We start from the raw sequence: 21502 nt of genomic DNA, 5'->3' as shown, positions 1-21502 counted from the left end.
GGGCCCCGCGTGGGGCCCCCGGCGGAGCGCGTGGGTTTGGGGTGAGGGGGCGGTTGGCCGGCCGCGCGGTTGTGCCCCGTCCCCCGGGCCGGGGGGGGGGGGGGGGCCCGGGCCCCCCCCCCCACCGCTGCCCGTTCCGCCGTCCCGGGCCATGGCACCAGACGTGAATGGTGCTATCGTCACTAGCACCATGTTGCTGAAGCTGGACATCGGGGACACCCGACCACTGCACGAACAGGTCGCCGGCGCGATCAGACGAGCCGTCGCCGAGGGCGAGTGCGCCCCCGGGGACAAGCTGCCCCCGGCCCGGGAGCTCTCCCGGGCCCTGGGGGTGAACACCAACACCGTCCTGCGCGGGCTGCGCACGCTGCGCGACGAGGGGGTGCTGGAGTTCCGCCGGGGCCGCGGCATCACGATCGCGACCGGCGCCGACACCCGCTCCGAACTGGTGGACCGGGTACGGCAGTTGGTCGAGGACGCGGCCCGGGCCGGCTACAGCAGGAACGATCTCGTGGACATGATCAGGGGGATGTCGTGACGGACTCGGGGAACACCACGGAACCGACCACGGAGCCGGCCGCCGCGCGGCCACCGGCGGCCGGTGGCGCCGTCTGGGCCGCGGCGGCCTGGTCGGTCGGGGTGCTGGCGCTGCTGGTCGCCCTGCCGCTGGTGGCGCGCCACCGGCTGCCGGACCCACTGGCCACCCACTGGGGCGGGCGGGAACCGGACGGCTCGATGTCGCTGACGGCGGCCACGGTCTTCCCGGCCGCGTTCTGGGCGGTCCTGGTGCTGATCTCGGTGGTCCTGCGGCGGTACTGGGCCGGCCGGACGCCCGGGGCCGCGTCGGCGATGCTGGCGGCCGGCGGGGTGCTGCTGACGGGGGCGCAGGCCTCCATCGTGCACGCCAACCTGGACCGCGCCCGCTGGCAGGACGCCGCCCCGATGGGCATCGAGGTGGTCCTGATCCTGCTGGCCACCGGCCTCGCCGGGCTGCTGGCGGTGCTGGCCGGCCGGCGCTACGGCGGCCGTCCGGAGCGGCACCCGGCGGTCGGGGCACCGGCGCTGGAGGTGCCGCCGGGCGAGCAGGTCGTCTGGCTCTCCCAGGCCGCCAACCCGTGGCTGCAGCTGTCCGCCGCGGTGCTCGGGCTGCTCTCGGTGGCGGGGGTGCTGCTCACCGCGAGCGGGGTCGTCGACCTGGACTGGGTGCTGGTGCTGCCGCTCGCCGTCGGCGCCCTCGCGCTCCTCGGCTGCTCCTCGGTACGGACCCGGGTGACGGCCCGCGGCCTGACCGTCGGCTTCGGCCCGTTCGGGTGGCCCGCCCGCCGCTGGTCCCCCGCCGAGCTCGACTCCGCCCGCGCCGAGCGGCGCACCGCCGCGCAGTCGGGCGGCTGGGGCTACCGGATCAACGGGCTCGGCACCACCGTGATGGTGCGCCCGGGCGTCTGCCTGGTGGTCCGCACCCGTCGGGGCACGGACTTCGCGGTCAGCGTCGACGACGCCGAGCGCGGGGCCGCACTGCTCAACGCGCTGATCGCCCGTACCCGGCAGCCCACCGGCTGAATCGTTTCGGCAGCGGGGTACCCGGCGGTCCGGTCACCACGACCGGGCCGCCTCGCCGTTCCGACTCCCCTCGCCGCACTCACCCCCGCTCCCCTCAGGACTCCCCCGCGCGCAGTTCGGTGGCGATCTGCCGCCGTCCGGCGACCAGCGTCTCCAGCACCACCCCGAGGCAGGCCACCAGCGTCAGGCCCGCGGTGGGCAGCAGCACCGGCAGCGGCGCGGGATCGAGGGAGCCGCCCGTCCCGGCCCCGACCAGGGTCGAGAGGTCGAAGGCCGGCCCCAGCAGGACGGCCGCCAGCACCGCGACCCCGGCGCCGCCGGCGGAGGCCGCCAGGGTCCGCGGCAGCGCCTCGGCGATGATCAGCGCCAGCCCCTGCCGTGGCCGCAGGCCCATGGTGCGCAGCCGGGCGAGCACCGCCGTACGGTCGGGCGCGGCCCGCAGCAGCGTCAACAGGACCGCGAGGACGGCGAATCCGGCGCTGGCCGGGGCCGCGTACCAGAACAGCCGTCCGGCGGCCTGCTGCAACGGGTCGTCGGCGAGCTGCGCGGCGTACTCGCGGCTGCTGCCGACCCGGTAGGCGGGCGGCAGTCCGTGGCTGCCCCGGCCGGCCGCCGCGGCCTCGTCCGCGATCAGCTTGTCGAGGCCGGTCGGCTCGACCAGGCCCCGCTCCAGGAGGAGCGACCTGATCCGCCCGGGGTCGAGGCCGTCGCCGACGGCCAGCCACCCGGTCCACCGGCCGAGTTCCGGCAGGCGCTCCACGGCGGGGCCGCTGGGCACCACGACGAACGGCTGCTCCGGCTCCGGCAGCGCCGGGGTCGCGGTGACGATCCCGGCGACGGTGGTGCGCAGTTCGCTCGCGGTGGACAGGTGCAGCGTCGGCGCGCCGGCGGCCAGGCGCGCGGCCAGGTCGCGGCTGAACAGCGCGGGTACCGGGGTGTCCGGGCCGCCGGGGGTGCCGGCGAGCTTCGCCGGGTCGAACGCGCCGGCCCCGAGGGTGCGGGCGATCGCGGCGTACGCGGTCGGCTCGGCGACCACCAGGGTCACCTTGGTGTAGTCGTTGGGGCCGGCGCCGACGAACCGCGCACGCTGGTCCACCCGGACCGCGGTCGCGCTCCTGGCCTCCGGGAGTCCGCCCACGGCCTTGAGGAACGGGTCCGGCAGGGTCGCGTAGTCCGGGACGGAGACGGCGATGTCGCCGCCGGTCGCGACCCGTCCGGCGTGCAGCCTGCCGTGGTCCACGGAGGCGAGCAGGGTGGCGCCGAAGCCGGTCGCGGTGACGGCGATCAGCAGGGCGAGCAGCGGCAGCGCGGAGGGCCGGCGGCGCCCGGAGCCGTCCCGGGCGGCCCGGGCGAGGCCGAGGAAGCCGATCAGCCCTCGGCCGCGGCCGACGAGCGCGGCCAGCCGGCCGGTCGCCACCGGCTCGATCCGCGCCAGCAGCAGCCCGCCGGCGACGGCGAGCAGCAGCGGGGCGGCCACCAGCAGCGGGTCCACGCCCCGGCCGGAGTGGCCGACGCCGCGCCGGCGGACCTCGGCCACCGCCACGGCGGTGACGGCCAGCAGCGCGAGTTCGCCGACCACCCGGCGCCCGCGGCCGGTCGGCCGGGGGCGGTCCCACAGCAGGGCGGCGCGGGCCGGGAGGGCGAGCAGCGCGAGCAGGGTCGTGCCGAGGCCGGCCGCCACCGCGAGGCCCCAGCGCGGGGTGGGCAGCAGCACCAGGGCGAGCACCGCCCCGAGCGCGGCGGCGGGCAGCACGGTCACCGCGCCCTCGCCGAGCAGCCGCAGCAGCACCCCGCCGCGCGAGCCGCCGCGGGCCCGGAGCAGCCCGAGTTCGGCGGCGCGGCGGTCGGTGCCGAGCGCGGCGGCCAGGCAGAGCACCACCACGGCGACGCCCGCGACGCCGGCCGGCCCGATCGCGCTCAGCGCCATCGCGGCCCGGTAGCGCTCGGCCGCCCGGTCGAGGATGACGGGCAGCGTCGAGACGGACCGCAGGTCGGCGCGCCCGGTCGCGTCGGCCAGGGCCGCGACGCCCGGCCCGGACACGAGGGGCAGGACGTCGGCGCGGGTCCGCTCCAGCCGGTCGGCGCGCAGCGGGGCGGGGTCCACGGCCACCCGCCAGAAGTTCTGGACGGACGTGCCCCAGCCGGTCAGCCCGGCCAGGCTGTCGCCGTCGACGAAGCCGGTGGCCCCCAGCCAGTTGCCGTGCTCCAGGTCGATGTTCAGGCAGGGGCGGTCCGGGCAGCCGAGGCCGGTCCAGAACGGGTCCAGCGGGTCGTTGACCCGGAACAGGCCGGTCACCACGGCGGTCCGCCGGCTGTCGGGGCCGGTGCTGCCGCTGTCGACGACGTCACCGACCTTGATGCCGACCAGTTCGGCGGCCGTCCGGCTGACCATCACCGGCAGCGGGGCTCCGGCGGTGGCGGGGCCCGGGCGGCTGCCCTCGGCCAGGGTGACCCGGTCGGCGAGGCCGGCCAGGTGGGCCAGGGAGAGCCTGGGCGGGGCGCTGTCGCTCACCCGGCGGTAGCCCGGGTTGAACATCGGGACGGAATCGGTCACGGAGCCGTGCGCCAGGCCCGCCGGGGACAGCGCGAGCTTCCCGCCGACCCGTTCGACGAGCTGCCGGTCGACGGCGTCGAGGTCGGCGGCGGTGTCGCTCGGCCGGGCCTTGGAGGAGAAGTGCAGGCTGGTCGCGTGGATGCCCTGCCGGTGCACGTAGTCCCGCAGCGCCGCGTCCGCGCCCCGGTCGGTGACGCGGGGGACGGCCACGGACAGCAGGACGGTGACGAACGCGAGGGCCGCCGTCAGCAGGGCGGTGCCCGGGTCGGCGCGCAGCCGGGTGCGGACCCAGTGCGCCGGGCGGTGGGCGGCCCCGGGGGTGCCGGCCTTGGCGGTCACGTCTCCTCCACGAGGCGCAGCAGGACGGCGGCCGCCGGAGGGGCCGCGGGTGGACGCGTCGTGCGCGCACCGCGCACGGATCACCGGCGACCGGTCGCCGGACGATGCTGTCAGATCCGATCACCGATCGGAAGGGAATGGTACAGATCGATCCAGGCTCGTCCAGGCACGGTTGGGGCTGGTGGGGGCCGCTGTCCCGCTCTCCGCGCGGGAGTTGAACCGTCGGGCCCTCCGGGTCCGTAGTGGATGGTCGTCCGGGGCGCCCCGGACGGTCATCGGGGGTCTAAACCGCTCAAATCGGTGGTGCTTCGAACGCCAATGCGGGTACACCAGTTGACGGTCGCTCAGGTGTGTGGCGGCGCCCGTCCGACGCCGCCCCACCCCGTCCCGCGCGGCCGGAGGACGAGCGGGCCCACGCGCCCGTGCGAAAGGCAAGGAGGCGTCCGTGACTCACGACGTGCGCACGCAGAACTCCCCCGCTGTCCGGCGGAGCACCCAGGACGTTCGGACCATCGCGATCCTGCGCCTCGGCGTCGGCCTGATCGGCATCCTGCTGCCGGTGGCCCTGCCGTTCGGCAACTGGCTGGCCGCCGAGCTGACGGGGCGCGGCACCGACGGCTTCTGGCCGAACTCGATGAGCGGCGCGTACTACACCGACACCCGGAACGTCTTCGTCGGCGCGCTGTGCGCCCTCGGGGTGTTCCTGATCTGCTACCGCTTCGACCGCCGGGACGACCGCTGGAGCACGGCGGCCGGGTTCTTCGCGCTCGGGGTCGCGCTCTGCCCGACGTACACCGGGGGCGGGTCCGGCCTCGACCGCACCGTCGGGGTGTTCCACCTGGTCTTCGCCGGCCTGCTGTTCGTCATGCTGGCGGTCTTCTGCCTCTACTCCTTCCGCAACCCCCGCTCCGCCCAGCCGGCCCGGGTGGGCACGGCGTACCTGGTGGCCGGGGTGGTGATCCTGGCCGCTTTGGCGCTCTCGCTGCTGGCCGGGGTGACGGGCGTCGGCTCCGACTGGCCGGTGCGGCCGCTGTACCTGGGCGAGTGGCTGGCCACCTGGGCCTTCGGCCTCGCCTGGACGGGCGCCGCCCTCGAACTCGCGGCGCACGGGCGGCGCGACGCCGACAGCGCCGTGGTCCCCCGTCAGCCGGGCGCCGGCGCGCTCGACCCGAAGCACCCGGAGGCGCACGCCTGAGACCCTGTCATTCCCGTGCGGCGGGCGACCGTTACCATGCGCACCATGAACCGCCACCAGGGCGGTTGGTGACGGATGCCCAGCGGCGGGAGAACGAACATGGCGAACGAGGTCCGGGCAGAGCACGGTCCGCGCGAGGACTACCCGTCGGTGGACCTGCGGATGGACGTTCCGCACTCCGCCCGGGTCTACGACTACCTCATCGGCGGCAAGACCAACTTCGAGGCGGACCGGGTCGCGGCGCACGCCTCGGTGCGGGCCTGGCCGGCGCTGCCGACCTCGATGCGCACCACCCGCGAGTTCATGCAGCGCTCGGTGCGCAGACTCGCCGAGCAGTACGGCGTACGGCAGTTCCTCGACATCGGCACCGGCATCCCGACCTCGCCGAACGTGCACGAGGTCGCCCAGGCGGTCGACCCCGAGGCCCGGGTCGCCTACGTGGACAACGACCCGATCGTGCTGACCCACGCGCGGGCCCTGATGGACAGCACGCCCGAGGGCCGCACCTGTTACGTGGAGGCCGACTTCCGCGACCCGGAGTCGATCATCGGCAACCCCCGGCTGCGCGAGGTGCTCGACTTCTCGCAGCCGGTGGCGCTGTCGCTGATCGCGATCGTCCACTTCGTGCTGGACGAGGACGACCCGCAGGGCATCGTGCGCCGCTTCATGGACGCCCTGGCCCCCGGCAGCTTCCTCGCCCTGACGGTCTTCACCGGGGACACCGACCCGGTGGGCGTGGGCGGCGTCGGCCGTGAGTACAACGCGCGCGGCATCCCGCTCCAGATCCGCGACAAGGCCGAGACGGAGGCCTTCTTCGACGGCTACGAGCTGCTCGACCCGGGCGTCACGCTGGTGCACCACTGGCGGCCGGACGCCGGTGCCGCGCCCGTCCGCGACCAGGACATCGCGATGTACGCGGGCGTGGCGATCAAGCGCTGAATCGTTTCTGCGGCGGGCCCGGTCAGCCGGACACCGAGACCAGGCCCGCCTCATAGGCCAGGATGACCAGCTGCACCCGGTCCCGGGCGTCGAGCTTGGCCAGCAGCCGGGTCATGTAGGTCTTGACGGTCGCGATGCTGAGCACCAGTTCGGCGGCGATCTCGGTGTTGGACAGGCCCCGGCCGACCAGGGTCAGGATCTCGCGCTCGCGCCCGGTGATCGCCGCCAGCCGCCGCTCGGCTGCGACGGCGGCGGCCACAGCGGTGACACCCCGGGCACCCGGCCCGGGCCCGCCGGTCCCCGACCGCGACGGACGGCCCCCGACGAACGCCCCGATCAGCCGCCGGGTGACGCCCGGCGCGATCAGCGCGTCCCCGGCGGCGACCACCCGCACCGCGCCGAGGATGTCATCCAGCGCCATGTCCTTGACCAGGAAGCCGGACGCCCCGGCGTGCAGCGCCGCGTACACGTGCTCGTCCTCGTCGAAGGTGGTGAGCACCACCACCCTGGTCGGCCCGCCGTCGGCGGTCACCAACCTGGTCGCCTCGATGCCGTCCATGCCGGGCATCCGGATGTCCATCACCACGACGTCCGGCCGCAGTTCGGCGGCCAGCCGGACGGCCTCCGCCCCGGTGCCCGCCTCGCCGACCACCTCGACGTCCGCCGTCTCCGCGATCACCATCTCCAGCGCGGCGCGCACCAGCGGCTGGTCGTCGACCAGCAGGACCCGGATCACGCGCCCGCCTCCCCGGCCGACGAACCCGACGAGCCCGGTACCGACGCCGATACCGCCACCGGCACCGGCAGCCGGGCGGCCACCCGGAAGCCGCCCCCGGGCAGCGGCCCGGCCTCGAACTCGCCGCGCAGCAGGGCGACCCGCTCCCGCAGCCCGGCCAGCCCGAACCCGCCGCCGGCCCCCCGGACCGGACCCACGCCCCGCCCCCGGTCGGTGACCTCGACGGACAGCTCCCCCGCCGTCCGGTGGTCCACCGCCACCACACAGGCGTCGGTGTCCGCGTGCCGCACCACATTGGTGACCGACTCCTGGACGATCCGGAAGGCCGCGAGGTCCACCTCCGGCGGCAGCGGCCCCGGTTCGCCGCGCCGCCGCACCTCCACCCGCACCCCCGCCGCGGTGGTCGCCCCGGCCAGCCGGTCGAGGTCGGCCAGGCCCTGCGGCACCGGGGCCGAGGCCTCGCCGTCGGCCTCCCGCAGCGCGACCAGCATCCGGCGCAGCGCCGCCAGGGTGTCCCGCCCGGCCGCCTCGATCTCGCCCAGCGCCTGCTTGGCCCGCTCCGGCCGACGGTCGATCACCCGGCGGGCGGCGCCCGCCTGGAGGGCGACGATGCCGAGGCTGTGCGCGACGGTGTCGTGCATCTCGCGGGCGATCCGCAGCCGTTCGGCGGTGACCGCCTCCTCGGCCGCCCGTGCGCCGAGCGCCGCCGCGTGCTCCCGGTTCTGCCGCCCCGAGCGGCCGACCAGCCAGGCGACCAGCGCGAGCAGCGCGGCGCCGTCGGCCGAGCCGATGTGGGTGCCGGTGAAGATGCCCACCGTGTTGCCGTGCACCATGCCGATGTGCGCCACCAGGAGGACCATCACCAGCGCGAAGGCGGCCCGCGAGGTGCGGCGCGGCCGGGTCGCGGTGATCAGGCAGAGCGCGACGTCCACGGCGAGCAGCGCGCCGGGCGGCACCTGGGCGCCGCCGGCCCACCCGTCGGTCTCGGTGAACGCGGCGATCAGCAGCAGGACGACGGAGAGCACCGGCAGCCGTCGCACCAGCGCCGCGCCCGCGAAGGCCACCACCGTGTCGGCCAGGGTGAACGCCCAACCGCCGTGCGCGGCGGCGCCGGGGTGCTGCGAGGCGTCGCCGCCGAGCCGGACGGCGGGGTAGCCGGCGGCCACGCACCAGGCGAGGCCGACCCAGACCTCGGGCGGGACGCGCCGGAGCAGCGGCGGGGAGGGCGTCGATGACATGGTCCAAGATCGTAACGACGGTCCGGCGAGGCCGTCATCCAGCCGTGGTTGTACGGCCGGGGGTGACGGGCAATGTCGACGCCGGTCCGATGCTGCCGGACGGGCCGGACGGGCACCGTGGAGCCCATGATCGAAGTCACCGAGCTGACGAAGCGCTACGGCCGCGGCCACCGCGTCCGCACCGCCGTCGACCGTCTCTCCTTCACCGTCCGGCCCGGCCGGGTCACCGGCTTCCTCGGCCCCAACGGCGCCGGAAAGTCCACCACCCTGCGGCTGGTCCTCGGCCTGAGCGCCCCCACCTCCGGCGCCGTCACCGTCGACGGCCGCCCCTTCCGCGGCAGGCCGCGCGGCCTGCGGCACGCCGGCGCGCTGCTGGACGCGGGCGACGCCCACGGCGGGCGGACCGGCCGGGCCCACCTGCGGGCGCTCGCCCGCACCAACGCGATCCCGGCCGCCCGGGTCGAGCAGGTGCTGCACGAGGTCGGGCTCGCCGAGGCGGGCGGGCGCCGGATCGGCGGCTACTCGCTGGGCATGAGGCAGCGGCTCGGCATCGCCGGCGCGCTGCTCGGCGACCCGCCGGTGCTGCTCTTCGACGAGCCGCTCAACGGGCTGGACCCGGAGGGCGTGCTCTGGGTGCGCGGGCTGTTCCGCCGGCTCGCCGCCGAGGGGCGCACCGTCTTCGTCTCCAGCCACATGATGGCCGAGATGGAGCACACCGCCGACCACCTGGTGGTGGTCGGACGCGGCCGGCTGCTCGCGGACGAGAGCCTGTCCGCGTTCGCCGCCCGGGCCGGCCGGGGCACCGTCACCGTCCGGGCCGCCGAACCCGACCGGCTGGCGGCCGTGTTGACGGCGGTCGGCGCCGCCGTGCGGCCCGGTCCGGACGGCGCCCTCGCGGCGACCGGCGTGGACGCCACCCGGATCGGCGAACTCGCCCTGGAGCACCGCCTGTTGCTGCACGCCCTGACCCCCAGGGGCGCCTCCCTGGAGGAGGCGTTCATGGACCTGACCGCCGACAGCGTCGAGTACCCCGCCGGAGAGCCCCGTTGAACACCTCCTCGAACACCCCGCTGGACACCGTTCCCGCCGACACCCGCACCGGCACCCGCGCCGCCGAGCCGCGCGCCCGGTTCGGCGACCTGCTGGCCGCCGAGTGGATCAAGTTCTGGTCGCTGCGCTCCGTCCCCTGGGTGCTCGGCCTCAGCGCCCTGGCGATCGTCGCCGCCGGCCTCAAGTCCGCGCTGTACACCCGCGACCACTACACACCGGGCGAGGACGACCCGGTGATGATGGCGCAGGTGGCGCTGAACAACGCCTTCGGCGCCGCCTCCGCCGACATCCTGATGCTGGTCGCGGGCGGCCTCGGCGCGCTCGTCATCACGGGCGAGTACGCGACCGGGCTGATCCGCACCACCCTGGCGGCCGTACCCGACCGCCGGGCGGTGCTCGCCGCCAAGGCCTGCGTGCTGGCCGCCGTGCTGTCCGGCTACGGCGTGCTCGCCATCGGCGCCTCCTTCGGCATCAGCCAGGCGGTCCTGTCCGGGACCGGCATCGGGCAGTCCGTCACGGACCCGGCCGCGCTGCGGTACGTCGCGGCGGCAGTGCTGTTCGGCCCGGTCTGCGCCCTGGTCGGGCTCGGCCTCGGCGCGCTGATCCGGCACAGCGCGGGGGCCGTGGTGGGCACCGTCGTGGTGCTGTTCTTCATCCCCTCGCTGGTCACCGAGCGCTACCGGTGGAGCGCCGACCTGCTGCACGCCCTGCCGCTGTCCGCCTGGCAGCGCCTGGCCCGGACCACCCTGACGGGCCTGCGGCCGTCCGAGTACCCGGCCACCGTCACAGGGGCCTGGACCACCTACGCGGTGTGGGCGCTGGCCTCGGTCGCCGTCGCGGCGGCCGCCGTCCACCGCCGGGACCACTGACGGAAGCACTGACAGAAGCACTGACAGAAGCACTGACGGGACCGCTGACGGCCGATCCGCGCGCCGGGCCGCCCGGCCGGCGCGCCACGGCCGCCCGGTGCGCTCCTACGGCCGGCCGCCCCGGCCCGAGGCCAGGTCGGCGACCGCCACCAGCAGCGCCGCCAGCACCAGCCCGGCCGCGACCGTCACACCCAGCTGGAAGGCCAGCGACCAGTCCGGGCGGGGCCCCGCGGCATGGGCGAAGAACACCGAGCCGACGACGGCGATGCCCACCGCCGAGCCGACCCGCTGCGCGGTCTGCAGCACCCCGCCCGCGCTGCCCGCCCGGGCCACCGGCACCTGCTGGAGGGTCAGCGTCTGGTTCGGGGCGATCACCAGTCCGCTGCCCACCCCGGCGACCAGCAGCGGAAGCGCCGTCGTCCAGCCCACCCGGGGCCCCGACCACAGCTGCACCGCGAGCGCCGAGGCCAGCAGCCCGGCCAGCACCAGCACCAGTCCGGCCACCACCAGCCGCCGCCCCAGCCGGCTCACCAGGCGCCCGCCCACCGCCGCGGACACCCCCGAGCCGACCGCGAACGGCGTGATCGCCAGGCCCGCCGTCAGCGCCGAGTAGTGCAGGCCCGCCTGGAGGTAGAGCGTGAAGATGAAGAAGATCGCGGTGAACCCGGCGAAGTACACCAGCGACAGCAGCACCCCCGCCGCGTACGGCCGCACCGCGAACAGCGCCATGCTCACCAGCGGTTCGCGCCGCCGCCCGTAGTGCAGCTCCCAGCCGACGAAGGCGGCGAGCAGCACCGCCGCCAGCGGCAGCAGCAGCCAGCGGGTCGGGCCGTGCCACTGCTGCGCCTGGACGAACGGCAGCAGCAGCGAGACCGTCCCGGCGCCGAGCAGCAGCACGCCGACCGGGTCGAAGTCCCGGTGCCCGGCCCGGTCGCCGGCGGGCGGGGGCGCGGGGAGCAGCCGGTAGGCGACGGGCAGCGCGGCCACGCCGATCGGCAGGTTGACCAGGAACACCCAGCGCCAGCCGTCCTGCGGGCCGACCACGTGGATCAGCAGCCCGCCGAGCAGCGGCCCGACGGCGGTGGACAGCCCGATCGTCGCGCCCAGCGCGCCGAAGGCCCGGCCGCGCTCGGGGCCCTGGAACAGCACCTGGATGAAGCCGGACACCTGCGGCACCAGCACCCCGCCGGCCGCGCCCTGGAACAGCCGGGCCAGCACCAGCCACTCCTGGCTCTGCGCCGCCCCGGCGAGCGCGCTGGCCACGGTGAACAGGGCGAGCCCGGCGAGGAAGACGGCCCGCCGGCTGCGCGCGTCGCCGAGCCGCCCGGAGGGCACCAGCACCAGGCCGAAGGCCAGCGCGTAGCCGCTGAGCACCCACTGCAGGCCGCTGTCGGACATGTGCAGCCCGGCCCGTACGGTCGGCAGCGCGACGTTGACGATGCTGACGTCCAGCAGGGTCATGAAGCCGGCGACCAGGCAGACCGCGAGCGCCCGCCAGCGACGGGCGGCGGCCCGGCCGCCCACGGCGGTGGCGCCGGGCTGCGCCGGGTGCGCGGTGCTGCGCGGGGGGTCGGCGTTCATGGGAGCCCCTTCCCGGGGGCCGGGGCGTCGTGGCACCCGGACGAACGTCGGTCGGCTTCGACCGGCTTCGAATCAGATTCGTTCGAATTCGCTCGGCTTCGTCCGGCTCATCGTCGCCCGGCCCGTCCGGGGCCGCCACCGGGACCGCCACCGGGTCACCGGCCGGGCCTCGACCGGGCCTCGACCGGGAAGGCCGCCCGGGCCCTCGTCACCCGGCCTCACCCGGACGGCCGAACCGGATCGCGGCCACCGCCCGCACCCCGGAGGCTGACGGCATGACCGTCGCCACCGAGACCCCGCCCTCCGCCCCTCCGGTGCTGGACGTCCGGCAGCGGAACGTCGTCTTCGCCACCATCGTGCTCGGCATGCTGCTGGCCGCCCTCGACCAGACCATCGTCGGCACCGCCCTGCCCACCATCGTCTCGGACCTCGGCGGGGCCGCGCACATGTCCTGGGTGGTGACGTCCTATCTGCTGGCCGAGACGGTGGCCACCGTCCTGGCCGGCAAGTTCGGCGACCTGTACGGGCGCAAGCTGCTGTTCCAGATCTCGGCGATCGTCTTCGTCGGCGGCTCGTTCCTGTGCGGGCTGTCCACCAACATGACCCTGCTGATCGCCTGGCGGGCCGTCCAGGGCCTCGGCGCGGGCGGCCTGATGGTCACCGCCATGGCCCTGATCGCGGACGTCATCCCGCTGCGCGAGCGCGGCAAGTACCAGGGCGCGATCGGCGCGGTGTTCGGCGTGGCCACGGTGATCGGGCCGCTGCTGGGCGGGCTGTTCACCGACCACCTGTCCTGGCGCTGGGCGTTCTACGTCAACGTGCCGATCGCGGTCGTGGTGGTCGCCGCGGCCGCCCGGACCATCCCCTCGGTCCGCTCGGCGACCCGCCCGGTCGTCGACTACCTGGGCATCGTGCTGGTCGCGGTCGGCGCCGGCGCGCTGATCCTGGCGACCAGTTGGGGCGGCAACGAGTACCCCTGGGGCTCCGGGGTGATCATCGGCCTGTTCGTCGGCGGCGCGCTGGCACTCGGCCTGTTCTGCTGGGTGGAGACCCGGGCCGTCGAACCCATGCTGCCGATGCGGCTGTTCCGCAACCCGGTGTTCACGGTCTGCTCGGTGCTCAGCTTCATCGTCGGCTTCGCCATGCTCGGCGCGCTGACCTTCCTGCCGACCTTCCTCCAGTACGTGGACGGCGACTCGGCGACCGTCTCCGGCGTCCGGACGCTGCCGATGGTGATCGGTCTGCTGATCGCCTCGGTCGGCAGCGGCAACGCCGTCAGCAAGACCGGGAAGTACCGGCTGTTCCCGATCGTCGGCACCGCGGTGATGGCCGTCGGCCTCTACCTGCTCTCCCGGCTGGAACCCGGCACCGGCACCGCGCTGGCCTCGCTCTACATGTTCGTGCTCGGCGCCGGCATCGGGCTGAGCATGCAGGTCCTCACCATCGCCGTGCAGAACACCGTCGACTACGCCGACCTCGGCACCGCCACCTCCGGGGTGACCTTCTTCCGCACCATCGGCAGCTCCTTCGGCACCGCCGTGTTCGGCACCATCTACGCCAACAGCCTGAAGACCGAACTCGCCCACGGGATCGGCACCGCCGCCCGGCTCACCGGCGCCGACCCGGCCGTGCTCGCCCACGCGGCGGAGAGCCCGCAGGGCCTGCACCGCCTGCCGGCCGACCAGGCCGCGCCGATCGTCCAGGCCTACTCCGACGCCCTGCACACCGTGTACCTGTGGACCATTCCGGTGGCCGTGGTCGGCTTCGTGGTGGCGCTCTTCCTCAAACAGGTGCAGCTGCGCGACACCGCCCGGGCGGGCTCCACCGACATGGGCGAGGGCTTCGCCCAGCCGACCACCGCCGACTCCGACCCGCACCTGGAGTACTCGGTCTGCAAGATCGTCCGCGGGGTCGACCTCGACACCGTCCGCACCATCGTCTCCGGCGCCGACACCCGGGTGGACCTCGCCGGGGCCTGGGCGCTGATGGAGGTGGCCGGCCACAAGAAGGCCGTCGGCCACGCCTCGCTCGACCTCATCGCCGCCCGCAAACGCGTCCCGCCCGAGGTCCTGGAACCGGTCTTCGACCGGATGGCCGCCGAGGGCTACCTCCGCCGCGACGGCGACCGCCTCTCCCCCACCGAGGCCGGCACCCACGAGGTCCGCACCCTCGCGGGCGCCTGGTCCGACTGGCTCAACGCCCGCCTCGACGCCGACGCCGGCCGCCCCCGCAGCCCCCGGCTCAGGGCCGCCGCCGACACCATCGCCTGGCGCCTCCTGGTCGAGGACCTCGCCAACGGCCTCCCCGCCCACGCCCGCCCCAAGGACGACGCCAAGGTCTGACAGCAGGCCGCCCCCGCCCGGGGATGGGCGGGGGCGGCGGCGGGGGGTGGGGTCAGCGGGAGGCTTCGGCGGGGGCGGTGCGGCGGGAGGAGAGGGTGATCACGGCGAGGCTGGCGAGGGCGAGGGCCGTCACCACGCTGAGCATCACGGTGTAGGAGGCCAGCGAGGAGAGCGCCGCGAGCACCGCGGGGAGCAGGAAGCCGGAGTAGCAGAGCGCGTAGTAGACGCCGGTGATGCCGGCCAGGTCGTCGGGGGTGACGATGCGCTGGATCTCCAGCAGGCCGGAGACCACCCCGATGCCGTAGGCGGCGCCGAGGAGGACCGCGCCGGCCAGGCCGAGCAGCGGGGAGCGGAGCGCCGCGTCGGCGGCGCAGACGGCCATGCCGCAGGCCATCAGCACCATGGAGACGATGACGCCGCGCGCCGAGGAGAGCGAGTCCAGGCGCTTGGCGAAGGGCTGGACGAGGGCGCCGGTGCCGAGGGTGAGGACGGTCAGCAGGGTCGCGTAGGCCAGCGACCAGTGGCCGAGCCGGTCGCCGACCAGCTGCGGGGTCACCGCGTACGCGACGCCGGCCGAGCCGAACACCCAGGGGGCCATCGGCAGGACCACCCGGACGAAGCGCCGGTGCCCGGCCGCCGGGACCTTGAGGTCGGCCCAGAGGCCGCGGACGGCGGCGGTCGCCCGCGCCCGGGTCTCGACGGCCTTCGGGAGCAGGAACAGCGCGGGCAGGGTGACCAGCAGGTGGGCGAGGTACGGGGTGACCATCGGCCAGGGGCCCCACTGGGCGAGCACGCCGGCCACCCCGGCGCCGAGGCCGAAGCCGAGGGTCAGGGCGAGGGAGGCGCGGCGGGCGCCGGCCCCCTGGTCGGCGGCCGGGTCGTGCGGGGCCTGGGAGAGCTCCTTGACCCAGCTGGTGCCGACGGCCATCGCGATGCCGACGGCTATGCCGGTGAGGAACCGCCCGGCGTAGATGGGGAGTTCACCGGTCACACCGCCGCACAGCACCCCGCTGGCGGCGAGCGAGGCGGCCACCGCGCCGATCATCAGCGGGCGGCGCCCGTAGCGGTCCGAGGCGGCGCCGCCGACCAGCAGTCCGGGGACCAGCCCGAGGACGTACGCCCCCAGGAAGGCGTCCACGGTGACCTCCGAGTAGCCGCCGAGGTGGCGGTACATCAGCAGCAGCGGGGTGAACTGGTTGCCGCCCCACCCGCAGCAGAACATGGCCAGGGCGGCGAGCAGCCACGGCCGCCCCCGGCCGGACGGTGCGACGGGACCGGCGGACGGTGGCCGGGCGGTGCTCATGGTGGTGCTGCTCCTTGTCGGATGGGAGGTCCCGGCGGTCCGTCGGGGCTGTGCGCGCGAAACGCTCGTCGGTGCGCGAAGGCGTCGGTGCGCGAAGGCGTCGACGCGCGATGGGGGAAGGTCAGCGGTCGGTGACGGCGCGGTGGGCGTCCAGGTGGGCGCGCAGGGCGGCGGTGAAGCCCTCGGCGTCGCGGGCGGCGATCCGTTCGACGAGCACGGTGTGCTCCTCGACCAGCGAGGCCAGCCGCTGCCGCTGCCCCTCCGGCTGCACCTGGAGCAGCTGGACGGCCATCCGGCGCTGGCGGTCGCGCAGCGTCCCGTAGAACCGTTCGGCGAGCTCGTTGCCGGAGGCCGTCACGATGCCCCGGTGGAAGGCCTCGTCGGCGTCGGCGAAGGCGCCGAGGTCGGCCCGGCGGGCGGGTTCGCGCTGCTGGTCGATCAGCTCGGACAGCTGCCGGACGAGCGCGTCGAGGCCGTCGGGGCGGCGGGTGATCCGGCGGACGGCGGTGCTCTCCAGCGCCTCGCGCAGTTCCAGCACGTCCTCGGCCTCGCCGGGGCCGACCGGCACCACGACGGCTCCGCGCTTGGGGAAGAGCTGGAGCAGGCCCTCGGCCTGCAGCCGCAGGAAGGCCTCCCGGACCGGGGTGCGGCTGAGCGAGGCGCGCTCGGCGATCTCGCCCTCGCTGATCAGCGTGCCGCCGGGGAGGCCGCCGCCGAGGATGAGGTCCTTGGTCAGGTCGTACGCGCGGTCCGCGGCCGGGACGCGGGCGGGGGGCGGGGTGTCGGCCATGGACCACACCGTAGCACCATAGATGCAAGCTTAGATGCAACAGTCGGCACAGGGGCCGGAGCATCGGTTTCGGTACTGCTCAGGGCCGGAAGAATGCGCTTTCTCACCCCCTCCCGCAGGGCCGAGGATGGGCGGGGCCAACCAGCCTGCCGGGAGGAAGCCTTGTCCCCTGTGTCCCCAGCCCTGCCGCCCCTCGACCCGGCCCTGCCGCCCGTCGACCCGGGCCTGCTGCCGCTCACCGCCGAGTTCCGCCCCGAGGGCCTGGCCGTCGGCGGCGTGCTCCTGGACGAGGCGGCCCGCCGGTACGGCACGCCGCTGTTCGTCTACGACGAGGAGCACCTGCGCCGGCGCTGCCGGGAGGCGGTGGCCGCCTTCGGCCGGGGCAACGTCGCCTACGCCTCCAAGGCCTTCCTCTGCACCGCGATGGCCCGCCTCGCCACCGAGGAGGGCCTGCTGCTGGACGTCGCCTCCGGCGGCGAGCTGCGCACCGCGCTGTACGCCGGGGTCGACCCGGACCGGATCGTGCTGCACGGCAACAACAAGGACGAGGCCGAGCTGCGCACCGCGCTGACCGTCGGCCTGCGCCACATCGTGGTGGACAGCTTCGACGAGCTGGACCGGATCGAGCGGCTGCACCGCGAGGAGGGCCTGCCCCCGGCCCGGGTCCAGCTGCGAGTGGCGCCCGGGGTCGCGGCCGGCGCCCACCAGGCCATCCAGACCGGCGGCCACGACTCCAAGTTCGGCTTCGGCCTGGCCGACGGCGCCGCCGCGGCCGCGGTGCGCCGCGCCCGGGGCTCCGCCGCCGTACGGCTGGAGGGCGTCCACGCCCACGTCGGCTCCCAGGTGCTGGACCCGGCCGAGCTGGCCGACGGCGCCGCCGCGGTGGCCCGGTTCGCGGTGGAGCACGGACTGCGCCGGCTGACCGTCGGCGGCGGCCTGGGCGTGGCCTACCTGAGCGGGCAGAGCGCCCCCTCCTTCGCGGTCTGGGCCGAGCGGGTCCGCGCGGCGGTGCGCGGCGCGGGCTGGAGCGGCGAGGTGGGCGTCGAGCCCGGCCGCTCGATCGCCGCCCGGGCCGGGCTGACGCTGTACCGGGTCGGCACCGTCAAGCGGATCAAGGGCGTGCGCACCTACGTCAGCGTGGACGGCGGGATGAGCGACAACCTGCGCCCGGCGCTGTACGGCGCCCGCTACGAGGCCTTCCTGCCGCGCTGCCCCGAGGCGCCCCGGCCGGGGCACGCCCGGCTGGTCGGCAAGCACTGCGAGAGCGGCGACGTGATCATCGACGACGCCGCGCTCCCCGCCGACCTGCGGGTCGGCGACCTGCTGGCCACCCCGGTGACCGGCGCCTACGGCTACGCCATGGCGTCCAACTACAACAAGCTGCCGCGGCCCGCCGTGGTCTTCGTCCGCGACGGCGAGGCCCGCCTGGTGGTGCGCCGGGAGACCGAGCACGACCTGCTCCGGCTGGACGTGGCCGCCGGCGACGGCCTCGGGGAACCGGTGGCTGCGCAGCGGTCGCATGCCGTCTAACCTGGGCCGATGCTGAACAGCGCCCGACTGCACGTCCTCCTGGAGATCGCCCGCCGGGGCACCATCGTGGCCGCGGCGCAGGCCCTGCACCTGAGCCCGTCCGCCATCTCGCACCAGCTCGCCCGCCTGGAGCAGGAGCTGGGTGTCGCGCTGGTGGAACGGGCTCCGCAGTCCCTGCGCCTGACGCCCGCGGGTGTCCGGCTGGCCGAGCACGCCCAGGCGATCGCCGATCTGATGGCCGTCGCCCAGGACGACCTGCGGGCGCACGCCGAGGGCGCGGCCGGGGTGCTGCGGATCGGCTTCTTCGCCTCCGCCGGGCTGGACCTGCTGCCCCGGGCGCTGGCCGCGTTCTCCGCCGCGAACCCGCAGGTGGAGCTGGAGCTGATCATGGGCCAGCCGCACGAGCTGGTCCCGGACCTGGAGGCCGGCCGGCTGGACGCGGCCGTCGTCTTCGAGCACCCGCTGGACCCGTGGTGCCGCCAGGCGGCGGTGGACGTGCGGATGTACTTCGAGGAGCCGCAGCTGGTCGTGGTGCCGCTGCGGCACCGGCTCGGGCGGCGCTCGCTGGTGCGGCTGGCCGAGCTGGAGGGCGAGAGCTGGATCGGCACCCACGGCGGCAGCACCGGCGAGCCGGTGCTCGAACGCGCCTGCGCGGCCGAGGGGTTCCGCCCCCGGGTGCGCTGCCGCAGCGACCACTACCAGGTGACCATCAACCTCGCGCGGGCCGGCATGGGCGTCGCGCTGATCCCGGCGCTCGGCCTGGCCGACAGCGCCGGGGTGCACGTCTGCCGGCTGGACCACCCGCAGCTGCACCGCCGGATCGGGGTGGCCACCCGGACCACCAACCGCAACCCGGTGCTGCGGTCCTTCCTCGCCGAACTCGGCGCCGCCGCCGGGGAGATCAGGTCGCTGCTCGACATGCGCTGGGCCTGACCTCCCCGACCCGGACGTCCCCCGGCCCGGACCATGCCCGGCCCGGAGCCCGTCAGGCCGGCCGCTGGGCCCAGGCCGCGAGGGCGCCGCCGACGTCCCGGATGGCGTGCACGGCGGCCCGCTCGGTGCTGGGCCCGAGCGCCACGTCCCAGTGCGCGACGACCGCGTAGGCCACCCGCCGGGCGCCCACGATGACGCCCGCGTCGGCCCGCACCCCGGTGTCCGTACCGGTCTTGTTGGCCACCAGCAGGCGGCCGGGCAGCGGTTCGGGGAAGCCGGGGGCGTACGGGTCGTGGTCGATCAGCGCGGGCACCAGCCCGTGGTCGGTGTTGGCGCGCATCCAGCCGAGCAGCCGGGCCGAGGCCCCCGGGGTGGCCATGGTGCCCCGGACCGCGAGGGCCACCAGGCGGGCCAGGTCGCGGGCGGTGCCGGTGGCGAAGACCGGCGGGAGGTCCGGCCCGCGCTCGTCGCGCACCCGGTCGTGCAGGGTGAGCCGCTCGAGCCCGAGGTCGTGGGCCAGCCGCGCGGTGGCCGGCAGGCCGACCAGCCGCAGCAGGGCGTTGGTGGCGGTGTTGTCGCTGACCGCGGCGGTCAGCCAGGCCAGGTCCTCCACCGTCCAGCCGGGGCGGCTGAGCCGGCCGAGCAGGCCGGTGCCGCCGGTGACGTCCTCGGGGAGGATCGCGGCCGGCTGCCCGGCCGCCAGTTCCCCGTTGTCCAGCCGCCGGGCGACCTCGGCGAGCAGCAGCAGCTTGGAGGCGCTGGCGACGGGCAGCACGACGGTGTCGTCCACCCCGACCGCTTCGCCGCCGTCCACGTCGACGGCGGCCACCGCGAGGGTCAGCGGGAGCGCCGCCGAGCTGCGCGCGGCGGCGGCCACCTGGGCGAGGCTCATCGGACCCGCACCACCTCTCCGGCCCGGCTCGCGGTCGGCCGGCCGCCGCGCACCGCGACCCGGCCGGCCACCACGACGGTCTCCACGCCCGCCGGCGCCAGCAGCGGCCGCTCGAAGGTCGCGCCGTCCAGGACGGCCGCCGGGTCCAGCACCACCAGGTCGGCGACGGCGCCGTCCCGGACCACCCCGCGCCCGGCCAGCCGGAACCGCTCGGCGGGCAGGCCGGTCATCTTGTGCACCGCGAGCTCCAGCGGCAGCAGGCCCTGCTCGCGCCCGTAGTGGCCGAGCACCCGGGCGAAGCTGCCCGCCCAACGGGGGTGCGGGCGGCCGGGTTTGGGCACGCCGTCCGAGCCGATCATGGACAGCGGGCTGGCCAGCACCCGGCGGACGTCGTCCTCGCGCATCGAGTGGCTGATGATGGTCACCTCGCCCTGCGCCTCCAGCAGCAGGTCGCTCACGTAGTCGACCGGGTCGGCGCCGCGCTCGGCGGCCAGGTCGGCGATCCGGCGGCCCTCGGCGGTACGGCGGGCGGGCGCGGCGGCCACCGAGATCAGGTCCCAGCCGCCGTTGCCGACGGTGTTCTCCCAGCCCTCGACGCCGTTCGCGATGTCCGCCCGGATCCGGTCCCGCACCTCCTTGCTGCGCAGCCGCTCCAGCAGGGCGGCCGGCCCGCCCTCGCTGGTCCACGGCGGCAGCATCGCGTGCAGCACGGTGCTGCCGGCGGTGTACGGGTAGACGTCGCAGAGCACGTCCACGCCGTCGGCGCGGGCCTGTTCCAGGCGCGGCAGGGTGCGCAGGGTGGCGCCCCAGGCGTGCCGCCCGGCGGTCTTGTGGTGGGAGACCTGGAGCGCGGCGCCGGAACGCACCGCGATCTCCAGCGCCTCCTCCAGGGCCTTCTCCACCTGGGACATCTCGTCGCGCAGGTGCGTCACGTACGGCTTGCCGTGCCGCGCGGCGACCTTGGCCAGGGCCACGATCTCCTCGGTGTCCGCGTAGACGCCGGGCGGGTAGATCAGGCCGGTGGAGAGGCCGGCCGCGCCCTGGGCCAGCGCCCGGTCGAGCAGGTCGCACATGGCGGCCAGCTCCTCGGGGGTGGGCGGGCGGTCCTCGAAGCCCATCACCCCGGCGCGCAGCGTGCCGTGGCCGACCAGCGAGGCGATGTGGTTGCGGCGCAGTTCGGGCCGCTGGCCGGCCGCGAAGGCGTCGAAGTCCTCGGCGGGCAGCACCGGCCCGAGGCCGAAGGAGACCCGCAGGTGCCCGGCCAGTTCGGGCAGCCGCTCGGGCAGGGCGGGGAACAGGCTGATCCCGCAGTTGCCGCTGATCTCGGTGGTGACGCCCTGGAGCAGCGGGGCGAGCCGCAGTTCGTCCAGGGCGTCGCCGTCGGTGTGGGTGCCGCCGCCGAAGGGGGCGGCGAGCGCGTCCGAGTGGGTGTGGACGTCGATGAAGCCGGGGGTGACGACCCGTCCGGTGACGTCCAGCGTCTCGGCCGCGGCCACCGCGGTGCCCGGCGGCAGGACGGTGACCCGGCCCCCCGCGACGGCGAGGTCGGCCGCGCGGCCGGGCGCCCCGGTGCCGTCCACCAGGGTGCCGCCGCGCAGCAGCAGGTCGACCGGGGTCGTGGTCACGTCCGCTCCCATCAGTCCTGTCGCTC

Annotated in this window: 17 protein-coding genes; 9 read left to right on the top strand and 8 right to left on the bottom strand. The window is 75.9% G+C overall.

Going from position 1 to position 21502, the window contains the following annotated elements; translation table 11 throughout:
- The first annotated feature begins 190 nt into the window (after positions 1-190).
- Positions 191-538, top strand: coding sequence for a GntR family transcriptional regulator (locus tag ACFVXH_RS33595; protein ID WP_074005740.1), 348 nt, complete (start codon positions 191-193; stop codon positions 536-538).
- On the top strand, positions 535-1560 hold the full coding sequence (locus ACFVXH_RS33590; RefSeq protein WP_387829642.1) for a DUF1648 domain-containing protein: 1026 nt from the start codon (positions 535-537) through the stop codon (positions 1558-1560). Before ACFVXH_RS33595 ends, ACFVXH_RS33590 begins: the two co-directional genes overlap by 4 nt.
- Before the next feature lie 94 nt (positions 1561-1654).
- Here ACFVXH_RS33590 and ACFVXH_RS33585 read toward each other — a convergent pair whose 3' ends face one another.
- Positions 1655-4453, bottom strand: a complete 2799-nt coding sequence (locus ACFVXH_RS33585; RefSeq protein WP_387829640.1) for a hypothetical protein — start codon at positions 4451-4453, stop codon at positions 1655-1657.
- Positions 4454-4898: 445 nt separating this feature from the next.
- On the opposite strand from ACFVXH_RS33585, the gene ACFVXH_RS33580 reads away from it, so the two are divergent.
- Both ACFVXH_RS33580 and ACFVXH_RS33575 read left to right on the top strand, forming a co-directional pair.
- Complete coding sequence (locus tag ACFVXH_RS33580; protein WP_387829638.1) at positions 4899-5648, top strand: hypothetical protein; 750 nt, start codon at positions 4899-4901, stop codon at positions 5646-5648.
- Positions 5649-5747: 99 nt separating this feature from the next.
- On the top strand, positions 5748-6587 hold the full coding sequence (locus tag ACFVXH_RS33575) for an SAM-dependent methyltransferase (RefSeq protein ID WP_074005743.1): 840 nt from the start codon (positions 5748-5750) through the stop codon (positions 6585-6587).
- Positions 6588-6609: 22 nt separating this feature from the next.
- Here ACFVXH_RS33575 and ACFVXH_RS33570 read toward each other — a convergent pair whose 3' ends face one another.
- Positions 6610-7269, bottom strand: a complete 660-nt coding sequence (locus ACFVXH_RS33570) for a response regulator (protein WP_387829693.1) — start codon at positions 7267-7269, stop codon at positions 6610-6612.
- A 50-nt stretch (positions 7270-7319) separates the two neighbouring features.
- Positions 7320-8561, bottom strand: coding sequence for a sensor histidine kinase (locus tag ACFVXH_RS33565; protein ID WP_387829636.1), 1242 nt, complete (start codon positions 8559-8561; stop codon positions 7320-7322).
- Positions 8562-8687: 126 nt separating this feature from the next.
- Here ACFVXH_RS33565 and ACFVXH_RS33560 point away from each other — a divergent pair, with 126 nt between their 5' ends.
- Together ACFVXH_RS33560 and ACFVXH_RS33555 are read left to right on the top strand one after the other, a co-directional pair.
- Entirely contained in the window at positions 8688-9611 is a 924-nt protein-coding gene (locus ACFVXH_RS33560) for an ATP-binding cassette domain-containing protein (RefSeq protein ID WP_387829634.1), read from the top strand.
- Entirely contained in the window at positions 9608-10480 is an 873-nt protein-coding gene (locus tag ACFVXH_RS33555; protein ID WP_387829632.1) for an ABC transporter permease subunit, read from the top strand. Before ACFVXH_RS33560 ends, ACFVXH_RS33555 begins: the two co-directional genes overlap by 4 nt.
- Positions 10481-10585: 105 nt before the next feature.
- Here ACFVXH_RS33555 and ACFVXH_RS33550 read toward each other — a convergent pair whose 3' ends face one another.
- Complete coding sequence (locus ACFVXH_RS33550) at positions 10586-12061, bottom strand: MFS transporter (protein WP_053112161.1); 1476 nt, start codon at positions 12059-12061, stop codon at positions 10586-10588.
- Between the two features lie 275 nt (positions 12062-12336).
- On the opposite strand from ACFVXH_RS33550, the gene ACFVXH_RS33545 reads away from it, so the two are divergent.
- Entirely contained in the window at positions 12337-14403 is a 2067-nt protein-coding gene (locus ACFVXH_RS33545; RefSeq protein WP_074005747.1) for an MDR family MFS transporter, read from the top strand.
- Between the two features lie 52 nt (positions 14404-14455).
- On the opposite strand, the gene ACFVXH_RS33540 is transcribed toward ACFVXH_RS33545, so the two are convergent.
- Positions 14456-15706, bottom strand: a complete 1251-nt coding sequence (locus ACFVXH_RS33540) for an MFS transporter (protein ID WP_387829629.1) — start codon at positions 15704-15706, stop codon at positions 14456-14458.
- A 121-nt stretch (positions 15707-15827) separates the two neighbouring features.
- Positions 15828-16496 carry a GntR family transcriptional regulator gene (locus ACFVXH_RS33535; RefSeq protein ID WP_380777080.1) on the bottom strand — a complete coding sequence of 223 codons (669 nt, stop codon included), beginning with the start codon at positions 16494-16496 and terminating at the stop codon, positions 15828-15830.
- A 171-nt stretch (positions 16497-16667) separates the two neighbouring features.
- On the opposite strand from ACFVXH_RS33535, the gene lysA reads away from it, so the two are divergent.
- Together lysA and ACFVXH_RS33525 are read left to right on the top strand one after the other, a co-directional pair.
- The gene (gene lysA / locus ACFVXH_RS33530) at positions 16668-18026 is read left to right on the top strand and encodes a diaminopimelate decarboxylase (protein WP_387829627.1); all 1359 of its coding nucleotides are present in this window, start codon (positions 16668-16670) and stop codon (positions 18024-18026) included.
- A gap of 9 nt (positions 18027-18035) precedes the next feature.
- Entirely contained in the window at positions 18036-18959 is a 924-nt protein-coding gene (locus tag ACFVXH_RS33525; protein WP_049660390.1) for a LysR family transcriptional regulator, read from the top strand.
- A gap of 52 nt (positions 18960-19011) precedes the next feature.
- Here the strand turns inward: ACFVXH_RS33525 and ACFVXH_RS33520 are convergent, their stop codons facing one another.
- Both ACFVXH_RS33520 and ACFVXH_RS33515 read right to left on the bottom strand, forming a co-directional pair.
- A complete protein-coding gene (locus ACFVXH_RS33520) occupies positions 19012-19851 on the bottom strand; it encodes a serine hydrolase (RefSeq protein ID WP_380741472.1) in 840 nt (279 codons plus the stop codon).
- A complete protein-coding gene (locus ACFVXH_RS33515; RefSeq protein WP_387829624.1) occupies positions 19848-21476 on the bottom strand; it encodes an amidohydrolase family protein in 1629 nt (542 codons plus the stop codon). The genes ACFVXH_RS33520 and ACFVXH_RS33515 overlap by 4 nt, the downstream gene beginning before the upstream one ends.
- Between the last annotated feature and the right edge of the window lie 26 nt (positions 21477-21502).

The sequence above is a fragment of the Kitasatospora sp. NPDC058184 genome, from assembly GCF_042883725.1.
Classification (GTDB): domain Bacteria; phylum Actinomycetota; class Actinomycetes; order Streptomycetales; family Streptomycetaceae; genus Kitasatospora.
Note: the sequence above shows the minus strand (reverse complement) of the source record. Positions and strands in the feature narration are given on the sequence as shown.

Coding starts and splice junctions, on each gene's coding strand:
- ACFVXH_RS33595 (WP_074005740.1), top strand. CDS start 191: ATGTTGCTGAAGCTGGACATCGGGGACACCCGACCACTGCACGAACAG.
- ACFVXH_RS33575 (WP_074005743.1), top strand. CDS start 5,748: ATGGCGAACGAGGTCCGGGCAGAGCACGGTCCGCGCGAGGACTACCCG.
- ACFVXH_RS33570 (WP_387829693.1), bottom strand. CDS start 7,269: ATGGTGATCGCGGAGACGGCGGACGTCGAGGTGGTCGGCGAGGCGGGC.
- ACFVXH_RS33565 (WP_387829636.1), bottom strand. CDS start 8,561: ATGTCATCGACGCCCTCCCCGCCGCTGCTCCGGCGCGTCCCGCCCGAG.
- ACFVXH_RS33560 (WP_387829634.1), top strand. CDS start 8,688: ATGATCGAAGTCACCGAGCTGACGAAGCGCTACGGCCGCGGCCACCGC.
- ACFVXH_RS33550 (WP_053112161.1), bottom strand. CDS start 12,061: ATGAACGCCGACCCCCCGCGCAGCACCGCGCACCCGGCGCAGCCCGGC.
- ACFVXH_RS33545 (WP_074005747.1), top strand. CDS start 12,337: ATGACCGTCGCCACCGAGACCCCGCCCTCCGCCCCTCCGGTGCTGGAC.
- ACFVXH_RS33540 (WP_387829629.1), bottom strand. CDS start 15,706: ATGAGCACCGCCCGGCCACCGTCCGCCGGTCCCGTCGCACCGTCCGGC.
- ACFVXH_RS33535 (WP_380777080.1), bottom strand. CDS start 16,496: ATGGCCGACACCCCGCCCCCCGCCCGCGTCCCGGCCGCGGACCGCGCG.
- ACFVXH_RS33525 (WP_049660390.1), top strand. CDS start 18,036: ATGCTGAACAGCGCCCGACTGCACGTCCTCCTGGAGATCGCCCGCCGG.
- ACFVXH_RS33520 (WP_380741472.1), bottom strand. CDS start 19,851: ATGAGCCTCGCCCAGGTGGCCGCCGCCGCGCGCAGCTCGGCGGCGCTC.